Annotated in this window: 16 protein-coding genes; 8 read left to right on the top strand and 8 right to left on the bottom strand. The window is 72.9% G+C overall.

Annotated features, from left to right (window positions below; all coding sequences use genetic code 11):
• Nucleotides 1-145: 145 nt before the first annotated feature.
• The 4 genes from MUU72_RS30215 to MUU72_RS30200 all read right to left on the bottom strand — a co-directional run bounded on the left by MUU72_RS30215 (nt 146) and on the right by MUU72_RS30200 (nt 3,474).
• On the bottom strand, nt 146-874 hold the full coding sequence (locus tag MUU72_RS30215) for an HAD family hydrolase (RefSeq protein WP_248016605.1): 729 nt from the start codon (nt 872-874) through the stop codon (nt 146-148).
• 84 nt (nt 875-958) lie between these two features.
• Nucleotides 959-2,440, bottom strand: coding sequence for a glutamate--tRNA ligase (gene gltX / locus MUU72_RS30210; protein WP_248016604.1), 1,482 nt, complete (start codon nt 2,438-2,440; stop codon nt 959-961).
• The gene (locus MUU72_RS30205; RefSeq protein ID WP_248016603.1) at nt 2,433-3,206 is read right to left on the bottom strand and encodes a fumarylacetoacetate hydrolase family protein; all 774 of its coding nucleotides are present in this window, start codon (nt 3,204-3,206) and stop codon (nt 2,433-2,435) included. Before MUU72_RS30205 ends, gltX begins: the two co-directional genes overlap by 8 nt.
• A gap of 82 nt (nt 3,207-3,288) precedes the next feature.
• On the bottom strand, nt 3,289-3,474 hold the full coding sequence (locus MUU72_RS30200) for a hypothetical protein (protein ID WP_248016602.1): 186 nt from the start codon (nt 3,472-3,474) through the stop codon (nt 3,289-3,291).
• A gap of 596 nt (nt 3,475-4,070) precedes the next feature.
• Here MUU72_RS30200 and MUU72_RS30195 point away from each other — a divergent pair.
• From MUU72_RS30195 to MUU72_RS30160, 8 genes are all read left to right on the top strand, one after another.
• Nucleotides 4,071-7,769: a sensor histidine kinase gene (locus MUU72_RS30195; RefSeq protein ID WP_248016601.1), complete on the top strand. Its 3,699-nt coding sequence runs from the start codon at nt 4,071-4,073 to the stop codon at nt 7,767-7,769.
• 9 nt (nt 7,770-7,778) lie between these two features.
• Nucleotides 7,779-8,192, top strand: coding sequence for a roadblock/LC7 domain-containing protein (locus tag MUU72_RS30190; protein ID WP_248016608.1), 414 nt, complete (start codon nt 7,779-7,781; stop codon nt 8,190-8,192).
• Nucleotides 8,193-8,302: 110 nt separating this feature from the next.
• Nucleotides 8,303-8,707: a DUF742 domain-containing protein gene (locus MUU72_RS30185; protein ID WP_066978870.1), complete on the top strand. Its 405-nt coding sequence runs from the start codon at nt 8,303-8,305 to the stop codon at nt 8,705-8,707.
• Nucleotides 8,688-9,281, top strand: a complete 594-nt coding sequence (locus tag MUU72_RS30180) for a GTP-binding protein (protein WP_248016600.1) — start codon at nt 8,688-8,690, stop codon at nt 9,279-9,281. The genes MUU72_RS30185 and MUU72_RS30180 overlap by 20 nt, the downstream gene beginning before the upstream one ends.
• Nucleotides 9,282-9,738: 457 nt before the next feature.
• Nucleotides 9,739-12,921 carry a nitrate- and nitrite sensing domain-containing protein gene (locus tag MUU72_RS30175; protein ID WP_248016599.1) on the top strand — a complete coding sequence of 1,061 codons (3,183 nt, stop codon included), beginning with the start codon at nt 9,739-9,741 and terminating at the stop codon, nt 12,919-12,921.
• A 10-nt stretch (nt 12,922-12,931) separates the two neighbouring features.
• Nucleotides 12,932-13,345 (top strand): roadblock/LC7 domain-containing protein, encoded by a 414-nt coding sequence (locus tag MUU72_RS30170; RefSeq protein WP_221909678.1) that lies wholly within the window; start codon nt 12,932-12,934, stop codon nt 13,343-13,345.
• 85 nt (nt 13,346-13,430) lie between these two features.
• Nucleotides 13,431-14,045: a DUF742 domain-containing protein gene (locus tag MUU72_RS30165; protein WP_248016598.1), complete on the top strand. Its 615-nt coding sequence runs from the start codon at nt 13,431-13,433 to the stop codon at nt 14,043-14,045.
• A complete protein-coding gene (locus MUU72_RS30160; protein WP_073447656.1) occupies nt 14,026-14,604 on the top strand; it encodes a GTP-binding protein in 579 nt (192 codons plus the stop codon). The genes MUU72_RS30165 and MUU72_RS30160 overlap by 20 nt, the downstream gene beginning before the upstream one ends.
• Before the next feature lie 76 nt (nt 14,605-14,680).
• Here MUU72_RS30160 and MUU72_RS30155 read toward each other — a convergent pair whose 3' ends face one another.
• The 4 genes from MUU72_RS30155 to MUU72_RS30140 all read right to left on the bottom strand — a co-directional run bounded on the left by MUU72_RS30155 (nt 14,681) and on the right by MUU72_RS30140 (nt 19,969).
• Nucleotides 14,681-15,334: a DUF4360 domain-containing protein gene (locus MUU72_RS30155; protein WP_248016597.1), complete on the bottom strand. Its 654-nt coding sequence runs from the start codon at nt 15,332-15,334 to the stop codon at nt 14,681-14,683.
• Nucleotides 15,335-15,573: 239 nt separating this feature from the next.
• Entirely contained in the window at nt 15,574-15,780 is a 207-nt protein-coding gene (locus MUU72_RS30150; protein WP_248016596.1) for an acyl-CoA carboxylase epsilon subunit, read from the bottom strand.
• Nucleotides 15,781-15,835: 55 nt separating this feature from the next.
• A complete protein-coding gene (locus MUU72_RS30145) occupies nt 15,836-17,419 on the bottom strand; it encodes an acyl-CoA carboxylase subunit beta (RefSeq protein ID WP_248016595.1) in 1,584 nt (527 codons plus the stop codon).
• A gap of 180 nt (nt 17,420-17,599) precedes the next feature.
• Nucleotides 17,600-19,969: a polysaccharide lyase 8 family protein gene (locus tag MUU72_RS30140; protein ID WP_248016594.1), complete on the bottom strand. Its 2,370-nt coding sequence runs from the start codon at nt 19,967-19,969 to the stop codon at nt 17,600-17,602.
• Nucleotides 19,970-20,033: the final 64 nt, after the last annotated feature.

Here is a 20,033-nt window from a genome sequence, read left to right as displayed (position 1 = left end):
AACCAAGACTAACTGAACCAGAATCAGTCGTGCTGCCAATTACACCATAGGCCATCAAAGTGCAACCCCCACTGAGGGGATTTTCCTTGATCCGCGCTTTCCGGTCCGGGCCTTTCGGCCCCTCTCGGGCGGCGCAGGAAGAACATTACCTGATCGTGGAGGGTGCTCCAAAACCGATAACCCCGCGCACCAGGTCCGGGAGCTCGGTCAGCTCCCGGATCCGGCGCACGCCCGGCGGGAGCCGTTCCCCGCCGGTACCGGCGCGGTCCAGCCAGACGGCCGCCAGACCGGCGTCCCGGGCGCCCAGGGCGTCCACGTCGAGCCGGTCGCCCACGTAGACCACCTCGGCCGGCGCCAGCGCGAGGGCCGCGCAGGCCGCCCGGAACGCCTCCGGGGCGGGTTTGGCGTGCCCCAGGCCGTCGGCGCACAGCACCGCCTCGAAGTGCTCCCGGATGCCCAGGGCGGTGAGCTTGCGCTCCTGGTTGGCGGTGGAGGAGTTGGAGAGCACCGCCTGTCGCACCAGCGGGGCCAGGGCCTCCAGGGCCGGTACGGCGTCCGGGAAGAGCTCCCAGGCGGCCTCGTAGTGGGCTACGTAGCGGCCGAACCAGGCATCCGCCTCGGCGTCGCCCAGCGGGACGCCGAGGAAGGTGCGGGCGCGGGCCCTGCGGTGCTCCAGGAAGCCCAGCTCCCCGGCGAGGAAGCGGGCGAACTGGGTCTCCATGGCCGTCCGCCACCGGGCCAGCGCCACCTCCTCGCCGCCGTACGCGGCCAGCAGGCCCTCGGTCCGCAGGTGCCGCAGCACGCCGGCGCGGTCGGAGCCGGTGTAGTCGAAGAGGGTGTCGTCGAGATCCCAGAGGACGGCACGCAGGGGCATACGGCGAATCTACGGGGAAAAGGGCCGGGCCCGGAAGCGCGGGGCTTCCGGGCCCGGGGGGTCCCGCGGTGCGGTGCGGCCGGGTCAGGCGGTCAGCCGGGCCAGGGCCGCGTCGATGCGGTGCAGGGTGCGCTCCTTGCCCAGGATCTCCAGGGACTCGAAGAGCGGCAGGCCGACGGTGCGGCCGGTGACGGCCACCCGGACCGGGGCCTGGGCCTTGCCCAGCTTGAGGCCGTGCTGCTCGCCGGCGGCGAGGACGGCCTGCTTGAGGGGCTCGGGGCCGGCGGTCCAGTCGGCGGCGTCGAGGTTGGCGCGGGCGGTGGTGAGCAGGGCCACCGGGTCGCCCTTCATCGCCTTGGCCCAGGACGCCTCGTCGTCGACCGGCTCCTTGCGGAAGAGGAAGTCGACGTTGGCGGTGATCTCGGAGAGGACGGTGACGCGGGTCTGGGCGTGCGGGGCGATGGCCTCCCAGGCCGCGCGGTCGAAGTCGCCCTCCTCCCAGGTGGCGAACGGGGCCTTCAGCCAGGGCTCGCAGGCCGCGGTGAAGTCCTTCACGTCCAGCCGGCGGATGTGCTCGGCGTTGATCGCCTCGGCCTTCTTGAGGTCGAAGCGGGCCGGGTTGGCGTTGACGTCCGCGATGTCGAACTTCTCGATCATCTCGGGGATGGTGAAGACGTCCTGGTCGGCGGAGAACGACCAGCCCAGCAGGGAGAGGTAGTTCAGCAGGCCCTCGGGGAGGAAGCCGCGGTCGCGGTAGAGGTTGAGGCTGGCCTGCGGGTCGCGCTTGGAGAGCTTCTTGTTGCCCTCGCCCATGACGTAGGGCAGGTGGCCGAAGTGCGGGACGGCCTGGGCGGTGCCCAGCTCGATCAGGGCCCGGTAGAGGGCGATCTGGCGGGGGGTGGAGGAGAGCAGGTCCTCGCCGCGCAGGACGTGGGTGATCCCCATCAGGGCGTCGTCGACCGGGTTGACCAGGGTGTAGAGCGGGGCGCCGTTGGCCCGGACGATGCCGTAGTCCGGGACGTTCTCCGGGGTGAAGGTCAGTTCGCCGCGGACCAGGTCGGTGAAGGTGATCGGCTCGTCGGGCATCCGGAAGCGGATGATCGAGGCGCGGCCCTCGGCCTCGTAGGCGGCCTTGCGCTCGGCGGTCAGCTCGCGGCAGGTGCCGTCGTAGCCGGAGGGGCGGCCGGCCTGGCGGGCGGCCTCGCGGCGGGCGTCGAGCTCCTCGGTGGTGCAGTAGCAGTGGTAGGCGTGGCCGGCGGCGAGCAGCTTGTCGGCGACGTCGCGGTAGAGGTCCATCCGCTGGGACTGGCGGTAGGGGGCGTGCGGGCCGCCGACCTCCGGGCCCTCGTCCCAGTCGAAGCCGAGCCAGTGGAACGAGTCCAGCAGCTGCTGGTAGGACTCCTCGGAGTCGCGGGCCGCGTCGGTGTCCTCGATGCGGAAGACCAGCCGGCCGCCGGTGTGGCGCGCGTACGCCCAGTTGAACAGGGCGGTGCGGACCAGGCCGACGTGGGGGTTGCCGGTCGGGGAGGGACAGAAACGGACGCGGACGGGGGTCGCGTTAGCCACGCTTGATCACCTTATTGGTGAGAGTGCCGATGCCTTCGATGGTGACGGAGACCGTGTCGCCGTCGTGGAGCGGGCCGACCCCGGCCGGGGTGCCCGTGAGGACGACGTCGCCGGGGAGCAGCGTCATCGCCTCGGTGATGTGGACGATCAGGTCCTCGATCGGGCGGACCATGTCGCTGGTGCGGCCGAGCTGGCGCTGGACGCCGTTGACGGTGCACTGGACGGTGAGGCCGGCGGCGACCGCCGACGGGTCGAGGTCCGTCTCGATCCAGGGGCCCAGGGGGCAGGAGCCGTCGAAGCCCTTGGCCCGGGCCCATTGCTTCTCGCGGCGCTGGACGTCACGCGCGGTGATGTCGTTGGCGCAGGTGTAGCCGAGGATGACGTCCTTGACCCGCTCGCGGGGCACCTCGCGGCACATCCGGCCGATGACGACGGCCAGCTCCGCTTCGTGGTGCACCTCCTGGGAGAAGGAGGGGTAGGCGATGGGGTCCCCGGGGCCGGTCACCGCGGTCGACGGCTTGAAGAAGATGACCGGCGTGTCCGGGACCTCGTTGCCCAGCTCGGCGGCGTGCTCGGCGTAGTTGCGGCCCACGCCCACGACCTTGTTGGGGAGGACCGGCGGCAGCAGCCGGACCTTGTCGAGGGGGACCTTGCGGCCCGAGCGCTCGAATTCCGCGAAGGGGTGCCCCTTGATGACGTCGAGTTCGTCGCCTTCGAGGACGCCGAAGCCGACGGTGCCGTCGATGGAGAATCTGGCGATGCGCACGGGTTGCCGCTGCCCCTCATTGATCACTGGCCGGAGTTGACACTCCAGGCTATCGCGGGGGCACGGGCGGACCGCCGTCCATTCAGGCCGGGATGTCCTGCTTCGGGAGGTCGTTCAGGACGGTGCGGCGGGGGTTGGCGGTCTGGCGGGGCAGCTCGACGGTGTGCTCCTGGGGCTCCGGCGCGCCGAGTTCGTCGGCGTCCTCGAGGTGGGCCAGGGTGGTGCGCCGCGGGTTGGCTATGTTGCGGAACATCATCGTCGTCTTCACGGGGATATGCCTCGCGTCTGGTCGGGGAGCGTTGCCGAACGTTGCAGTGCCGCGCGTTGTCGTTTCGCGCGACTCTGTAAAGCGTCAGGCTAAGCGCGCTATTCCCTGCGGATCAGCGGGAAAGTCGGCGATCTTCCTGTGAGTTTCCTCACGAGGGGTGTGACATATGCCGCATTTCCCATGATCAACATCCATGGTCGAAACGGACATTGCTGGATTGAAGCGCATGTTCCGCTCCTGATCACCGCACCTGGGACAGGCGGAGGGGGTGAACGACTCGCGGAGAAAAGTCCGGTATCGGGGGCAGCGTCTTCTACTCGACGTAATGCGCCCCGCACGGTCCGTCACCCGGGCCGCCGCCCCCGGCTCCGCTCTTGTTGGAGATCCGGCACTGTGCTGGAATTCCACGGACCGCCGCACGTTTCCGCCGGCGCGCAGGGCGCGAAGGAGCGCCGCGCGGTGGTGCCGCTCTCTCGGCCAGAGGGGGCAGCCCGCCGGTCACTCACGACCGCCATGGGGGCTTCGCGGTCCCCTCCGACTCGACACCGTCCCGCCGCCCGCGCGGGGGGACGCCTGGTCCAGAGGTTGCGACGCTAGTGCAGGGACGTTTCAAGAGGGATGGCAACGCTGCGGCGGACCCGGAGCTGCGCGGCGCGACAGACCGCGACCGGACTCCGGGCGAAGACGCCGCGGACGGCGGCAGGCCCAAGAACGGCCCCGGCGGGCCCGGCAGCCGCGTAGCCCTGCGCAACTGGCGCATCAGCACCCGCCTGGTCTCCCTGCTCGCGCTCCCCGTGGTCGCCGCGACGACCCTGGGCGCCCTGCGTGTCAACACCGAGCTGGACAACATGGACCAGCTCGACAAGATGCAGCTGCTGACGCAGATGACCCGCTACGCCACCGAGCTGGCGGACGCGCTTCAGGTCGAGCGGGACAAGTCGGCCGGTCCGCTGGCCGGCTCGGGCAACACCAAGGACGACGCCAACGTCGTCGCCCCGCGCGAGGCGACCAACCGCGCGAAGGTCTCGTTCGACCAGGCCACCGGCGACATCAAGACGGACGACGCCACCATGGCCGGCGTCCGGGCGACCGTCCTGGAGATCGGCCGCCAGCTCAACACCCTCAACGAGATCCGCGCCAACGCCTACAAGGACGACGACAACGTCGCGCGGACCGTCAACGCCTACAACCAGCTGATCACCTCCCTGCTGAACCTCTCGCAGGACATGGCGCAGGCCACCAGCAACCCGGAGATGATCCGCTCCACCCGTGCCCTGGCGGCGTTCTCCTCGGCCAAGGAGTACGCCTCGATGCAGCGCGCCCTGGTCAGCGCCGGCCTGGCGCACTCGGGCGGCCCGCAGCTCTCCGCCAACGACCGGCAGGCCGGGCACAACGCCGAGGAGAACGAGAAGGCCGCCCGGGCCCGCTTCTCGCAGATCTACAGCGGCAACGCCGCCTCCCTCACCAAGGGCCTGGACGGCAACAACGACGAGATCAAGGCCGCCTCCGCGTTCGCCGACCGGACCTTCGCGACGCCGAACGGCATCCGCAGCCAGGAGTACAAGTACCTCGACTGGTACGACTCCGACACCGTCAAGATCGACGAGATGTCGCGGATCGAGACCGCGCTGCTGTCCGAGATGGACCAGAAGTCCCGCGAGCTGCGCAACGCCGCGACCCAGGACGCGATCCTCAACGGTGCGGTGATCCTGCTGGTCCTCGGGGTCTCGCTGGTCGGCGCGTTCGTGGTGGCCCGCTCCATGGTCCGCTCGCTGCGCCGCCTCCAGGACACCGCGCAGAAGGTCGCCCAGGACCGGCTGCCCGAGCTGGTCAAGCAGCTCTCCGAGGCCGACCCGCAGGACGTGGACACCTCGGTCGAGTCGGTCGGTGTGCACAGCCGGGACGAGATCGGCCGGGTGGCCGCGGCGTTCGACGAGGTCCACCGCGAGGCGGTCCGGCTGGCGTCCGAGCAGGCGCTGCTGCGGGGCAACGTCAACGCGATGTTCACCAACCTCTCGCGCCGCTCCCAGGGTCTGATCCAGCGCCAGCTCTCGCTGATCTCCGAACTGGAGTCCCGCGAGGCCGACCCGGACCAGCTGTCCTCGCTGTTCAAGCTCGACCACCTCGCCACCCGTATGCGCCGGAACGGCGAGAACCTCCTGGTCCTGGCGGGCGAGGAGCCGGGCCGCCGGTGGACCCGCCCGGTCCCGCTGGTCGACGTGCTGCGCGCCGCCGCCTCCGAGGTGGAGCAGTACGAGCGGATCGAGCTGAACGCGGTCCCGCAGACCGAGGTCGCCGGCCGGGTCGTCAACGACCTGGTGCACCTGCTCGCCGAGCTGCTGGAGAACGCCACCTCGTTCTCGTCGCCGCAGACCAAGGTCAAGGTGACCGGTCACGCGCTGCCCGACGGCCGGGTGCTGGTGGAGATCCACGACACCGGTATCGGCCTCTCCCCCGAGGACCTCTCGGCGATCAACGAGCGGCTGGCCAGCCCGCCGACCGTGGACGTCTCGGTGTCCCGGCGGATGGGTCTGTTCGTGGTCGGCCGGCTCTCGCTGCGGCACGGCATCCGCATCCAGCTGCGGCCGTCGGACTCCGGCGGCACCACCGCGCTGGTCATGCTGCCGGTCGACGTCGCCCAGGGCGGCAAGAAGCCGGCGCCCGGCGCGGGCAAGGGCGGCCCCGGCAAGCCCGAGGGCGGCGGCGCGCCCACCAGCCGGCTGGCCGGACTCCAGCCGCGCGGCCAGGTCGGCGCCGGCCCCGGCGGGCGGCCCGCGCTGCCCGGCCGCGGCGGCCAGGGCGGCCCCGGCGGCGCCCCGGGCGCGTTCGGCGCGCCGGCCCCCGGCGGCCGTACCGCACCGGCCGCTCCCCCGGCCCGCGGCGGCGACGCGCCCCGGCCCGCCGCCGGCGGCGGGCGGCCCGCGCTGCCGGTCCGCGGCGCCGACAACGGCACCGGCCGTGGCACGGACACCGGCCGCGGCCCCGACGACAACCGCACCCCGACCGTGGCCCCGCCGACCGGCGCGCCCGGGCGCGGCGAGCGGCCGCAGCTGCCGTCGCGGCCGTCCGCGCCGTCGCCCGCCGGCGAGCTGCCGGGCGGCTCCGCCGGGCCGGCGCCCGCGGAGACCGGGCCGTTCCCGCGGCCGGACGGTGCGCCGCTGGGCGTCCGCCGGGACCGCGGCCGCGACGACGACTGGCCGCTGGCCCCGCGGGCGGCGCAGGACCGGCCGCGCGGCCACGAGGAGCCGGCCGGCGCGGGCGGCTTCGAGCAGCTGTCCCCGGCCGCCGGGCCCGGCGACACCGCCGCGTTCCCCCGGCCCGACTTCGGCGGACCGCGGCCGGACGGCGGACGGGACGGCGCCGCCGGCGGGCCGGCCGACACCGGGCGCTTCCCGCAGCTGGAGCAGCCGGCGGAGACCACCGGGCGCTTCCCGCGGCCCGAGCAGCCGGCGGAGACCACCGGGCAGTTCGAGACGGCCGGCCGGTTCGAGACCACCGGGCAGTTCGAGACCGGACAGTTCGAGACCGGACCGGCGGACGCCGGGCGGTTCGGGGCCGAGCGGCCCGAGGCGGGCCGGTCCGGGACCGACCCGTTCGGCTCCGGGCAGTCCGGCTCGGGCCGGCACGCCGGTACCACCGGGCAGTTCGGAACCACCGGGGAGTTCCCGGCCGGGCGGCCGGAGACCACCGGGCAGTTCCCGCACCCCGGCGACGGGCCGGCGCAGACCACCGGACAGGTCCGGCGGCCGGAGGCGCAGCGGCCCGCCGCGGGCACCGGTCCGCTGGGCGGCGACCCGCTCGCCGACCCGCTGGACACCGCCGACAGCGGTCCCGGGGACGCCCGTACGCCGATCTTCGACACCATCGAGTCCAACTGGTTCAACACCCCGGCCTCGGCGGCCGCCGGTGTCCCGCCGAGGCCGCACCGCGGCGCCGGCGAGGACGGCGGCGCGCCCGCGGGCCGCGGGGGCGAGGCCGCCCCGGCCGACCCCACCGCGCAGTGGCGGACCTCGCCCAACGACGAGGTGTGGCGGCAGGCCGAGCAGGTCCGCCAGCCCGCCTCGGGCGGTGTCACCACCTCCGGGCTGCCCCGCCGGGTGCCGCGCGCCAACCTGGTCGCCGGCACCGCGCAGCAGCAGACCCCCCAGGGCGGTCCGCAGGTCTCCCGCGCGCCGAGCGACGTGCGGGGCCGGCTGACCAATCTCCGCCGGGGCATTCAGCAGGGCCGGCAGGCCGGGACGTCGTCCACCGGCACCCACGGCATTGTCGATCCCACTCACCAGCAGGAGCGTTAGTTGAGTCCGATGAGCCAGGCGGCGCAGAATCTGAACTGGTTGATCACCAACTTCGTGGAGAACACCCCCGGGGTGTCCCACACGGTCGTGGTCTCCGCGGACGGTCTCCTCCTCGCGATGTCCGAGGGCTTCCCGCGCGACCGCGCCGACCAGTTGGCGGCGGTGGCCTCCGGTCTGACGTCGCTGACCTCCGGCGCGTCCCGCATCTTCGAGGGCGGGCACGTCAACCAGACCGTGGTGGAGATGGAGCGCGGTTTCCTCTTCATCATGTCGATCTCCGACGGATCGTCGCTGGCCGTGCTGGCGCACCCCGAGTGCGACATCGGCCTCGTCGGCTACGAGATGGCCCTGCTGGTCGACCGCGCGGGCACCGTCCTGACGCCCGATCTGCGCGCAGAGCTCCAGGGCAGTCTGCTGAACTGAGCGCGCGCGGCGTCCGCAGCGCCGCCCGCACCCGGTAAATCCCATCCATCCGTGCCGCACCCCCCACCGGCCCAACCTGACGACAGACAGCTGTCCCGTCCGGAGGACCCATGACCCCGCCGCCCCATACTTCCGGCCCGTACGGCGCCTACAGTCCCGCGCCGTACGGGAGCGAAGGTGACCAGCCGCTGGTGCGGCCGTACGCCATGACCGGGGGCCGGACCCGGCCGCGCTACCAGCTCGCCATCGAGGCGCTGGTCAGCACCACCGCCGACCCGTCCCAGCTGCCCGGGCTGCTGCCCGAGCACCAGCGCATCTGCCACCTGTGCCGCGAGGTGAAGTCGGTGGCCGAGGTCTCCGCGCTGCTGCACATCCCGCTCGGGGTCGCGCGCATCCTGGTGGCGGACCTGGCGGAGGCCGGGATGGTGGCGATCCACCAGCCGGGCGGCGAGGCGGGCGGCACGCCGGACGTGACCCTGCTGGAGAGGGTGCTCAGTGGACTTCGCAAGCTCTGACGCCGGCCGCGGCCAGGCCCCGGGCCGCTCCACCACCTCGGCGAAGATCGTGGTGGCGGGCGGCTTCGGCGTGGGCAAGACCACGTTCGTCGGCGCGGTCTCGGAGATCAACCCGCTGCGCACGGAGGCCGTGATGACCTCCGCGTCGGCCGGGATCGACGACCTCAGCCACGTCCAGGACAAGACGACCACGACCGTGGCGATGGACTTCGGCCGCATCACGCTGGACGAGGACCTGATCCTGTACCTCTTCGGTACGCCGGGCCAGGACCGCTTCTGGTTCATGTGGGACGACCTGGTGCGCGGCGCCATCGGCGCGGTGGTGCTCGTGGACACCCGCCGCCTGGCGGACTGCTTCCCGGCCGTGGACTACTTCGAGAACAGCGGCCTGCCGTTCGTGATCGCCCTCAACGGCTTCGACGGACACCAGCCCTACACGCCGGACGAGGTGCGCGAGGCGCTCCAGATCGGCCCGGGGACCCCGATCCTCACCACCGACGCGCGGCACCGCGCGGAGGCCAAGAGCGCGCTGATCACGCTCGTGGAGCACGCGCTGATGGCCCGGCTCCGGTAGCGGGGTCCGGCCCGCCGCCCACCGGCGCGGGCCGACGGGGGAGTTGCCGTCCGGCAGGCGTCGGCCGGGTTGCGGCGGGGGGTGTGCAAGGGGGGTGGTGGCGGGGGAGGTCACGGGGGAATGCGGGCTGCCCGCGTCCGGTTCCGCTCACCGGGGCGGCATGCTGTGTCCTTCGACACGCCCGCCCGGGGCTTCATAACGTTTCGACAGTGAATCGGCCCGACTTCGCCACGGCACGCGCATGTCCGGCTTCGCTGTGCTCACAGTTCTCCCGCCTTTTGCCGCGCCTCGCCCTTAACGCCCCTTTTATCTTGCGCCGTTCAAGGGCCTTTCGAGCTCTGCCCAGTGTTTGGAACGCACTGCCCTGACGTGCTGAAATTCGCTGAACTCCGGAGTAGTAACGCCCAGAAGAAACGGCACTGCAAGACCGTGCCGGCGCCGAGAGGTTGTTGGTCGAGTGAGGCGAAGCACGTCGAGCCCCGAGCCGCAGGAACCGCGGCGGGGCAACTTCACGCCGCCACCCCGAAGCGGCAGCGCACCGGCTCCCGACGCGCCCGCGGACCCGGCCCCGAAGCCGCCGGTCAGCGGCGGCCGGTTCTCCCCGCGCAACTGGCGGGTCGCCACCCGGCTGAACGCCATCCTGCTGATCCCCGTGCTCGTCGCCCTGGTCTTCGGCGGCCTGCGGGTGGACAACTCCTTCGGCACCTGGCAGGAGGCGCAGGACGCGGAGAACACCGCGAAGCTCGTTCGCGCCGCGCTTTCCTACAGCAACGCCCTCATCGACGAACGGGACCGCACCGCCGCGCCGCTGCTGAAGGGCGAGAAGGACGATCCGATCGTCCAGGAGGCCCGGGACGCCACCGACGCGGCCGCGAAGGCGTTCCACGAGGCCGCCGGGAACATGCCCGACAAGCCGGGCCTCAAGCGCCGCATGGGGCTCTTCGAGAAGACCGAGCCGAAGCTGGCGCAGCTGCGGCAGGCGGCCTTCACCCCCAAGCTCACCGGTGTGCAGACCGAAGAGGGCTACGTCGAGATCCAGCACCCGCTGATGGAGTTCGCCAACGAACTCGGCCTGGGCACCGGCAACATCACCTCCTACGGCCGCACCGTCTACGCCGTCGCACTGGCGAAGGCCGCCGAGTCGCTGGAGCGCTCGATCGGCACCCACCTGCTGGTCGCCCCGGCCACCCCGGAGAACGGCAAGGAGCACAAGACCCAGCTGACCGCGTTCGCCTCGTACCGCTACCTGGAGGGCATCGCGATCGGCGAGTACACCTCCGGCGGTACCCCGGACGACGTGGCACGGCTGAAGTCGGACGCCGCCGCGCTCCAGCAGTCCGCGCAGCAGCAGATCGCGCGGGCGAAGGCGCAGGCCCAGGCGGCCGGTCGGACGTTCCACGCGCCGCCGTCGATCGACCAGATGTCGACCCTGATCGCCAGTGGCGCCGACCCGTCGGCGCTGGCCCAGCGGGGCGTCACGCCGGAGGCGTACTTCCAGGCGGCCACCGGCAAGTTCGACATGTACCGGTCCATCGAGAAGGACCTGGCGGACAAGGCGGTCGACGAGGCCGCGCAGATCTCCGCGGACGCCCGGCGCTCGACGTTCGTGGTCTCCGGCATCGTGCTGGCCGCGCTGATCGCCGCGTTCCTGGTGGCCGGGCTGATGGCCCGCCGGATGAGCCACAACATGCGCGAGCTGCGCAACGCGGCCTTCGGCGTGGCCGAGCAGCGGCTGCCGCTGCTGGTCGACCAGCTCTCCCGCACCGACCCGGGCCGGGTCGACACCCGCGTGCAGCCCATCCCGATCTCCACCACGGACGAGATCGGCGAGGTGGCCCGCGCCTTCGACCAGGTGCACCGCGAGGCGGTCCGGCTCGCCGCCGAGCAGGCGCTGCTGCGCGGCAACGTCAACGCGATCTTCACCAACCTCTCCAGCCGCAACCAGGGGCTGATCGAGCGTCAGCTGGAGCTGATCACCAACCTGGAGAACAACGAGGCCGACCCGGACCAGCTGGAGAACCTCTTCCGGCTCGACCACCTCGCCACGCGCATGCGCCGTAACGGCGAGAACCTCCTGATCCTCGCGGGCGAGGAGCCCGGCCGCCGCTGGAACCAGCCGGTGCCGCTGATCGACGTCCTGCGGGCGGCGACGTCCGAGGTCGAGTCGTACGAGCGGATCGAGCTCAGCGGGGTGCCGGAGAGCGAGATCCACGGCACCGCGGTGACCGACCTCATCCACCTGCTGTCCGAGCTGCTGGAGAACGCCACCACGTTCTCCTCCCCGCAGACCAAGGTGAAGGTGGCCGCGACCCGGCTGCCGGACGGCCGGGTCATGATCGAGATCCACGACAAGGGCATCGGGCTGACCCCCGAGGACTTCGCGGACATCAACCACCGGCTGGCCAACCCGCCGAGCGTGGACGTCGCGATCTCCCAGCGGATGGGCCTGTTCGTGGTCGGCCGGCTGGCCGACCGGCACGGGATCCGGGTGCAGCTGCGCCCCTCGGGCGAGCAGGCCGGCACCACCTCGCTGGTCATGCTGCCGGAGGCGATCACCCACGGCGGTGGCGGCGACGAGCAGGTCGACGAGACCTTCACCGTCTCCCGGATCGTGCCCGAGCAGCCGCAGGAGGCGTACGAGGGCGGCACCCGCACGGCCGCGGAGCTGGGCTTCGACGACGGCTTCCACGGGCGCCCCGGCGCCCCGGCCGGAATGGACCCGGTGGGCCGTTCGCTGCACCGCGAGGAGCGCCGGGCGGCGCTGGAGGCCCAGGCGGCCGCGGGGCACCCCGCGCCGGCCGACCCCCGTCCGCTGTTCCGCGACGAACTGCCGGCCGACGGCCCCAAGGGCTACGAGTCCCCGCAGGGCTACGACGCCCCGCAGGGCTACGAAGGCGGGCAGGGCCCCGACGGCTACGAGGCCCACCAGGGCCACCAGGAGCCCTCCGGGCCCTATGCGGAGCCCGGCCGGCCGCTGTACGACGACCGCTCCTTCGGCGGGGAGGCGTTCGGCGAACCGGACCCGGCGCAGAGCACCGGCCAGCACCCCTTCGCCCCGCACGACCCGCTGCGGGACCCGCTGCCCGCGGACGCCTGGGCCGAACAGCCCGTCTACGACGGCTACTTCGGAACCGAAGCGGAATCTGACCGGAATGCACCCGCCGCTCCCGCGGATGCGCCGGAGCGCGTACCATTCGAGCGTCCCGGCCCTACCGCGAGCGTGATCCACTCGCTGACCGAAGCCGGTCTTCCGCGCCGCGGAACCGGCTCGCCGCAGGATCAGCAGCAGACCGCACCGGAGCCCGGCCAGGACGACGGTTCCGCCTGGCGCAGCGAGAACGACGAGCGCTGGCAGCGGGCGGGACGACTGCGCCAGCCGTCGGCGGGCGGGGTCACCGCTTCCGGCCTGCCCCGGCGGGTGCCCAAGGCCAATCTGGTCGAGGGCACCGCGGAGCAGTCCGCGCAGGGCGGCCCCCAGGTCTCCCGCGCCCCCGAGGATGTCCGCGGCAGGCTGAGCAATCTGCGCCGCGGTGTCCAGCAGGGGCGCAGCGCCGGCACCGGCACGGATCCCTCCCCGGGGGTCCCCCAGAATGACCAACAGGGCTTCGGCCCCGGCAGCACCTACGATCAGGAGCGTTAGTGTGAGCCCGATGAGCCAGGCGGCGCAGAATCTGAACTGGTTGATCACCAACTTCGTGGAGAACACCCCCGGGGTGTCCCACACGGTCGTGGTCTCCGCGGACGGTCTCCTCCTCGCGATGTCCGAGGGCTTCCCCCGGGACAGAGCGGATCAGCTGGCGGCGGTGGCCTCCGGTCTGACGTCGCTGACCTCCGGCGCGTCCCGCATCTTCGAGGGCGGGAACGTCAACCAGACCGTGGTGGAGATGGAGCGCGGCTTCCTCTTCATCATGTCCGTCTCCGACGGATCGTCGCTGGCCGTGCTGGCGCACCCCGAGTGCGACATCGGCCTCGTCGGCTACGAGATGGCCCTGCTGGTCGACCGCGCGGGCACCGTCCTGACGCCCGACCTGCGCGCGGAACTGCAGGGCAGCCTTCTCAACTAGCAGACAGGCAGTGCGTTTCCCGCCACCGCGCCATAGGGTGCGGTGGCGCGACCGGCGTCGAAGAAGGCAAGTTGGAGGAGGAGACGTGGCAACGCCCCCGAGCGGCTACCCGTACGGTCCCGGACAGCAGTCCGGGTCCCAGGGCGAGACCCATCACAACCGCTTCAACTTCCCCTCCGCGCCGAGCCGCCGGCCGCAGCGGCACCTGCCGCCGCAGCCGCAGCAGCCCGCTGCACAGCGGGGCCCGTACGACCCGAGGCCGTACGAACCCGCGCCGTACGAACAGCCGCAGCCGCCCCGCATCCAGCCGGTGCAGCCGCCGCGGCCGGCGCCCGAGCCCGCCCCCACGGGCGGGGCGAACAACCCCCTCGTGCGCCCGTACGCCATGACCGGGGGCCGGACCCGGCCGCGCTACCAGCTCGCCATCGAGGCGCTGGTGAGCACGACCGCCGATCCCGCGAAGCTGCAGGGCCAGCTGCCGGAGCACCAGCGCATCTGCCACCTCTGCCGCGAGATCAAATCAGTGGCCGAGATCTCGGCCCTCCTCTCCATCCCCCTCGGCGTCGCCCGGATCCTCGTCGCCGACCTGGCGGAGGCCGGACTCGTCGCCATCCATCAGCCCGGCGGGGACGAGACCGCCGGCGGACAGCCAGATGTGACACTGCTCGAAAGGGTGCTCAGTGGACTTCGCAAGCTCTAGCGGTGCAGCCCGCTCCACCACCTCGGCGAAGATCGTGGTGGCGGGCGGCTTCGGCGTGGGCAAGACCACGTTCGTCGGGGCCGTCTCAGAGATCAACCCGCTGCGCACCGAAGCCGTGATGACCTCCGCCTCGGCGGGCATCGACGACCTCACGCACGCACCGGACAAGACGACCACGACCGTGGCGATGGACTTCGGCCGCATCACGCTGGACCAGGACCTGATCCTGTACCTCTTCGGTACGCCGGGCCAGGACCGCTTCTGGTTCATGTGGGACGACCTGGTGCGCGGCGCCATCGGCGCGGTGGTCCTGGTGGACACCCGCCGCCTGGCGGACTGCTTCCCGGCCGTGGACTACTTCGAGAACAGCGGCCTGCCGTTCGTGATCGCCCTCAACGGCTTCGACGGACACCAGCCCTACACGCCCGACGAGGTCCGTGAGGCGCTCCAGATCGGCCCGGACGCGCCGATCATCACCACCGACGCGCGGCACCGCAGCGAGGCCAAGAGCGCGCTCATCACGCTCGTGGAGCACGCCCTGATGGCCCGCCTGCGCTGACCGGACGGCTCCGCGCCGCCCGTTGCGAAGGCCCCCGCACACCTGCCGGTCGCGGGGGCCTTCGCCGTGTGCGCGGTCAGCGGCGGGCCGGGCACTGCTTCCAGGCGAAGTGGTACACGGTGTTGATGCTGCCGTCGGTGGAGTCCATCGCCATGTAGCTGGTGGCGGCGGGGTCGGCGCCCTTGGCGTCCACCCGCAGCTCGGTGTTGATGTTGAAGTAGCGCTCCTCGCCGCAGGGGGCGTAGACCAGCGCGTCGACGTCGGTCTCGTCGGAGGTCTGCCAGTTGGCGTCGGAGGGGCCGCCGAAGGTGTGGCTGCGGCGGGCCGTCTCGGGCTGGCCCTGGAAGTAGTAGTTGGCCTGCTCCAGGCCGGTGGCGCCCTTGGCCAGGGAGGCGTAGCCGCGGTAGTCGGCCCGCGCGACGGCGTAGGTGAAGCCCTGGGGGACGTGCACGTTGAGGGCGATCTGGCAGTTCTTGCGGGCGTCGGTGGGTCTGCTGCCGCCGCCGGCCTGGGCGAGGTACTCGCTGTAGGTCACGGTGAAGGCGGTGTTGTCGGGGGCGATGGCGACCGCGGCGCTGCCGGGGCGGCAGCCCGATCCGTTCACCGTGGCGACGGTGATGGTGATCTTCCCGGTGGGCGGGTCGTCGCCGTAGCGGGCGGGGGTGGTGGGGGATGCCGGGCCGGCGAGGAGCAGGGCCGCCGCGGCGGCGGCGCCGAGCGTGCTGAGCATGGCTCTTCCTTCCGGTCGTCCTGGGCCCGCGGCGCGGGGCGCCCCGGGCGGGGGTGACGAGCGCATGCCAGCACGGGGATCTCCGCTTGCCCAGCTCCGCTTCCCAGGGTTGGGGCGAACCTACGCCTCGTTCCGGACGCGGCCTGCCGGACCGGAACACCGGGCCGCGGCGGGCCCGCCCGGGCACGGCGAAGGGCCCCGCACCGGGATGCGGGGCCCTTCGCCTGATGCCTGCCGGGTCAGCGCTGCCAGCTGGTCGCGCCGTGGAAGCCGGTCTGGCGCTCCAGGCGGCGCCAGCGGGCGGCGGTGGCGCGCGGACCGGCCGGGGCGGCCGGGCGGTGCGCGGCGCGGGCCAGCAGCACGGCGGTCAGCGCGGCCAGCTCCTCCTCGCTGGCCTGGCCCTTCTCGACGCGGATGGGGGCGGCGGTGGCATGGGCAGGATTCACGGCGGTCTCGATTCTCCGTGGTCGAAGGACGGGAAGGTCTGGCGGCGGGCCGGTGCTACTGGGGCGGGTTGCCGTGCTTGCGGGCCGGCAGGTCCGCGTGCTTGGTGCGCAGCATCTCCAGCGCCCGGACGAGCACCAGGCGGGTCTCGGCGGGGTCGATGACGTCATCGACCAGGCCGCGCTCGGCCGCGTAGTACGGGTGCATCAGCTCGGACTTGTACTCCTTGACCATGCGGGTGCGCATGGCCTCGGAGTCGTCCGCCTCGGCGATCTGCTTGCGGAAGATGACGTTGGCCGCGCCCTCGGCGCCCATCACGGCGATCTCGTTGGTGGGCCAGGCGTAGGTCAGGTCGGCGCCGATGGACTGCGAGTCCATGACGATGTAGGCGCCGCCGTACGCCTTGCGCAGCACGATGGAGATCCGCGGGACGGTCGCGTTGCAGTAGGCGTAGAGCAGCTTGGCGCCGTGCCGGATGATGCCGCCGTGCTCCTGGTCGACGCCGGGCAGGAAGCCGGGGACGTCGAGCAGGGTGACCAGCGGGATGTTGAAGGCGTCGCACATCTGGACGAAGCGGGCGGCCTTCTCGGACGCCTCGATGTCCAGGACGCCGGCCAGCGACTGCGGCTGGTTGGCGATGATGCCGACCACCCGGCCGTCGAAGCGGGTCAGCGCGCAGATGATGTTGGTGGCCCAGCGCTCGTGGACCTCCAGGTACTCGCCGTCGTCGACGATCTCCTCGATGACCTTGCGCATGTCGTACGGCCGGTTGCCGTCCGCCGGGACCAGGTCCAGGAGGGAGTCGCAGCTGCGGTCGGCGGGGTCCTCGCAGGGCACCGCGGGCGGGTTCTCGCGGTTGTTGGCCGGCAGCAGCGAGAGCAGGTAGCGGACCTCTTCGAGGCAGGTGACCTCGTCGTCGTACGCGAAGTGCGCGACACCGGAGGTCTCGGCGTGCACGTCGGCGCCGCCCAGGCCGTTCTGGGTGATCTCCTCACCGGTGACCGCGCGGACCACGTCCGGGCCGGTGATGAACATCTGGGAGGTGTCGCGGACCATGAAGACGAAGTCGGTCAGCGCCGGCGAGTAGGCGGCACCGCCGGCGCACGGGCCGAGCATGACGCTTATCTGCGGGATGACGCCGGACGCCTTGGTGTTGCGCTGGAAGATGCCGCCGTAGCCGGCGAGCGCGGAGACGCCTTCCTGGATGCGGGCGCCGGCGCCGTCGTTGAGCGACACCAGCGGGGCACCGGCCTGGATGGCCATGTCCATGATCTTGTGGATCTTGGTGGCGTGGGCCTCGCCGAGCGCGCCGCCGAAGATCCGGAAGTCGTGCGCGTAGACGAAGACGGTCCGGCCATGGACCGTGCCCCAGCCGGTGATCACACCGTCCGTGTACGGCTTCTTGGCCTCCAGGCCGAAGCCGGTGGCGCGGTGCCGGCGCAGCGGCTCGACCTCGTTGAAGGAACCCTCGTCCAGCAGCAGCTCGATCCGCTCGCGGGCCGTCAGCTTGCCCTTGGCGCGCTGCGCCTCGGTGGCTCGCTCGCTGGGGCCTCGCCGGACCTGCTCACGGATCGCGTGCAGTTCGGCGACGCGCCCGCGGGCGTCGCCGGCGCCGGCGGGCACATCTTCGACAGTGGTCATGCATCGACGGTACGTGGACGAGGCCCCGCGCACCGATGTCGGTTTCGTACAACGTCGGACGCGATTTCGTGGGCAGGCGGTACAGAACCACGCTGCACGAGGCGTGACTGCGGGCCCGGACCGGGGTGGACGCGGTGTCCAGCGGCTGTACGGTGCCGACAAACGGCAGCCGGGTGACGCTCAGGCCGGCAGCACCGTGCAGGTGTGCGTGGCGCAGGCGGTACCGGGGTCCAGGCGCAGCCGCAGGGTGCGGCCGGCCTCCATCACCCGAACGGCGGAACCGTGGCCGAGCACCGCGCGGACGGGGCGCGACCAGGTGATCTCCAGGGGGTCGCCGGTGCGCCCGGGGGCGGCGGCGCACAGCGTCGCGGTGCGGCCGGGCCGGCCGGGGGCGCGGGTCTCGCGGACCAGGACCGCGGCCGGGCCGTCGGCGGCCAGCGGCCCGGCGGGGCCGGCGCGCCGGAACGCGGCGGCGGTGACGCCGAGCGCGCGGACCTCGATGGCCTGCCGCCCGGCGTCGTTGGCCAGGATCCGCAGCCAGTGCCGGTCGGCGGCGCGGGCGGCGGTGGCCGCGGCGGTGGCGCCGGGCATCAGGAGGTAGGCGTAGCCGGCGCCGTCGGGGTCGGTGCCGTGGTCGTGCCAGAGGGTGAGGTAGCGCCGGGTGTACGGGTCGGTGGCCGAGGTGGTGTTGATGTCGGACCAGCGGCCGGTGCGGTCCTCGCAGCGCACGTGGAGCGGTGCGCCGCCGGGGAAGACGTACCCGCCGTGGCCGGCCAGGTGGGCCCAGCGGGCGTCGCGGAACAGGGCCGACCATCCGGGCCGCGGCACCCGGCGCACCCCGTCGAGCGTGAACGCACCGCTCCCCCGCTCCCCCAGGTTGCGGTTGTCGACGACGGTCTCGGCCGGGACGCCGTCGCGGGAGGTGATGCCGGCGCCCAGGCAGACCACGCAGTCGGCCAGCGCGAACCACGCCTTGTGGGCGGTGAGCGTGGAGTCCAGGCCGCGCAGGTCCTGGCCGAGCGCGGCGAACTCCCCGTCGGTGGTGCCGCCGACCCAGCGGACGGCGGGCTTGGGTTCGCCCCAGCCGCCGCCGGCGTTGTCGGCCAGCCGCTTGGTGGAGACGGTGGTGCCGGGCAGCCGGTAGGGGTCGACGGTGGGCCAGAACGCGTCGGTGTACTGGTCGCCGGCGGCGCCGGCGGGCCACCAGTAGAGCATCCCGGCACCGGTGTGCCAGCCGCGCCGGTTCTCGCCGTTGCCGTTCTCGTAGTACGTGATGCGGTCCGAGCACATCGCCAGGCCGGCGGTGAAGCCGGGGCGGCGGTGCACGGCCCGGTCCATGGCGGGGAACAGCCGGTGGCCCACCGGTTCGGGGGCGGCCGGCGCCGGGCCGCGGTCGATGGCGGCCAGCCGGGCGAGGTCGGCGACGGTGTACTGGGGATCGGTGAGGACCGGCACGGTGCGGTCGCGGGCGATCCAGCCCTTGATCATGGCGTGCCAGCGGTCCCGCTCGGCGGGGCTCGCGGCCTCGGCGAGCAGTGCGATCGCGGCGATCACCGCGTGCCCGTGGTAGTGGTCGCTGCGCAGCACGCGCCGTTCGTCGCCGCGCAGGTAACCGCGGCTGATGGCGCGCCCGTTGACGCTGTCCATCATCAGGCCGTCGTGCAGCAGCGGGGCGTAGGCGTGCTCGACGCTGTCCAGGACGACCTGCCGCCCGGGGTCGGTGACCTCCCAGGCGGAGCCGCGCAGCAGCGCGAAGAGCCGGGCGAGGCCGTCCAGGAGCACCGCACCGTACGTGCCGGTGTACGGGACCCAGGTGTGCTGCACGAACGAGCCGTCGGCGTACAGGCCGTCGCCCCGCGTGACGTACGGGAAGACCGGGGAGAGCGCGTCGCGGGCGAGCGCGAGCTTCCCCGGCGCGCGGCCCAGGGCCCCGCGCAGCGCGACGACCCGGCACAGGTCGACCCGGTTGGCGCCGGTACTGGTGCCGCCGTAGGTGCCGAGGACCGCGTCGGGAACGAAGTGGTCGACCGCGGCCAGGCACCGCGCCGGCAGGTCGCCCCCGGGGTCCAGCACCGCCAGGGTGTCCAGCAGCAGCCGGGGGCTGCCGATCTGCCATTCCCACCAGTTGCCGTAGGGGGTGGTGGCCGGGTGGTAGACGGTGCGGTCCAGGTGGTCGAGGCCGCCGGCGACGGCGGCGGCCAGCTCCGGGTCCCCGGTCAGCCCGGTCCCCGGCTGGGCCCACGCCAGCGCCATGGTGTTCAGCCGCCCGTAGCTGCGGGTGATCCCCGAGGGCGGGTCGTAGGGGCAGTCGGGCCACAGCGAGCCGTCCGCCGGCCGCAGCTCCGCCCGGTACCGCGCCGCGAGGCCGCCGGTCTCCCGCAGCATCCGCGCGTACGGCTCCGCCGCCGGGTCGAACCCGCTGCCCAGCAGCAGTCCGCACCACCGCTCCCGCAGCACCCGGAACGGGTCCTCCGCCACCCCGCCGGCCCCGAGCGCCCCCACCGCCGACACCGCCAGGAACCCCCGCCGGCTGAGCTCCCACCCACGCATACGGCCTCCCACGTGTCAGGTGCCGAGACCGTAGCCCCGAACACCCCCGCAGTCGACCACGCAC

The organism is Streptomyces rhizoryzae, from assembly GCF_023155275.1.
GTDB classification, from domain to species: Bacteria; Actinomycetota; Actinomycetes; order Streptomycetales; family Streptomycetaceae; genus Streptomyces; species Streptomyces rhizoryzae.
Note: the sequence above shows the minus strand (reverse complement) of the source record. Positions and strands in the feature narration are given on the sequence as shown.

Bases quoted from the DNA above. Each gene is read 5' to 3' on its own strand.
- MUU72_RS30215 (WP_248016605.1), bottom strand. From the start codon at position 874: ATGCCCCTGCGTGCCGTCCTCTGGGATCTCGACGACACCCTCTTCGAC.
- MUU72_RS30190 (WP_248016608.1), top strand. From the start codon at position 7,779: ATGAGCCAGGCGGCGCAGAATCTGAACTGGTTGATCACCAACTTCGTG.
- MUU72_RS30185 (WP_066978870.1), top strand. From the start codon at position 8,303: ATGACCCCGCCGCCCCATACTTCCGGCCCGTACGGCGCCTACAGTCCC.
- MUU72_RS30170 (WP_221909678.1), top strand. From the start codon at position 12,932: ATGAGCCAGGCGGCGCAGAATCTGAACTGGTTGATCACCAACTTCGTG.
- MUU72_RS30155 (WP_248016597.1), bottom strand. From the start codon at position 15,334: ATGCTCAGCACGCTCGGCGCCGCCGCCGCGGCGGCCCTGCTCCTCGCC.
- MUU72_RS30145 (WP_248016595.1), bottom strand. From the start codon at position 17,419: ATGACCACTGTCGAAGATGTGCCCGCCGGCGCCGGCGACGCCCGCGGG.
- MUU72_RS30140 (WP_248016594.1), bottom strand. From the start codon at position 19,969: ATGCGTGGGTGGGAGCTCAGCCGGCGGGGGTTCCTGGCGGTGTCGGCG.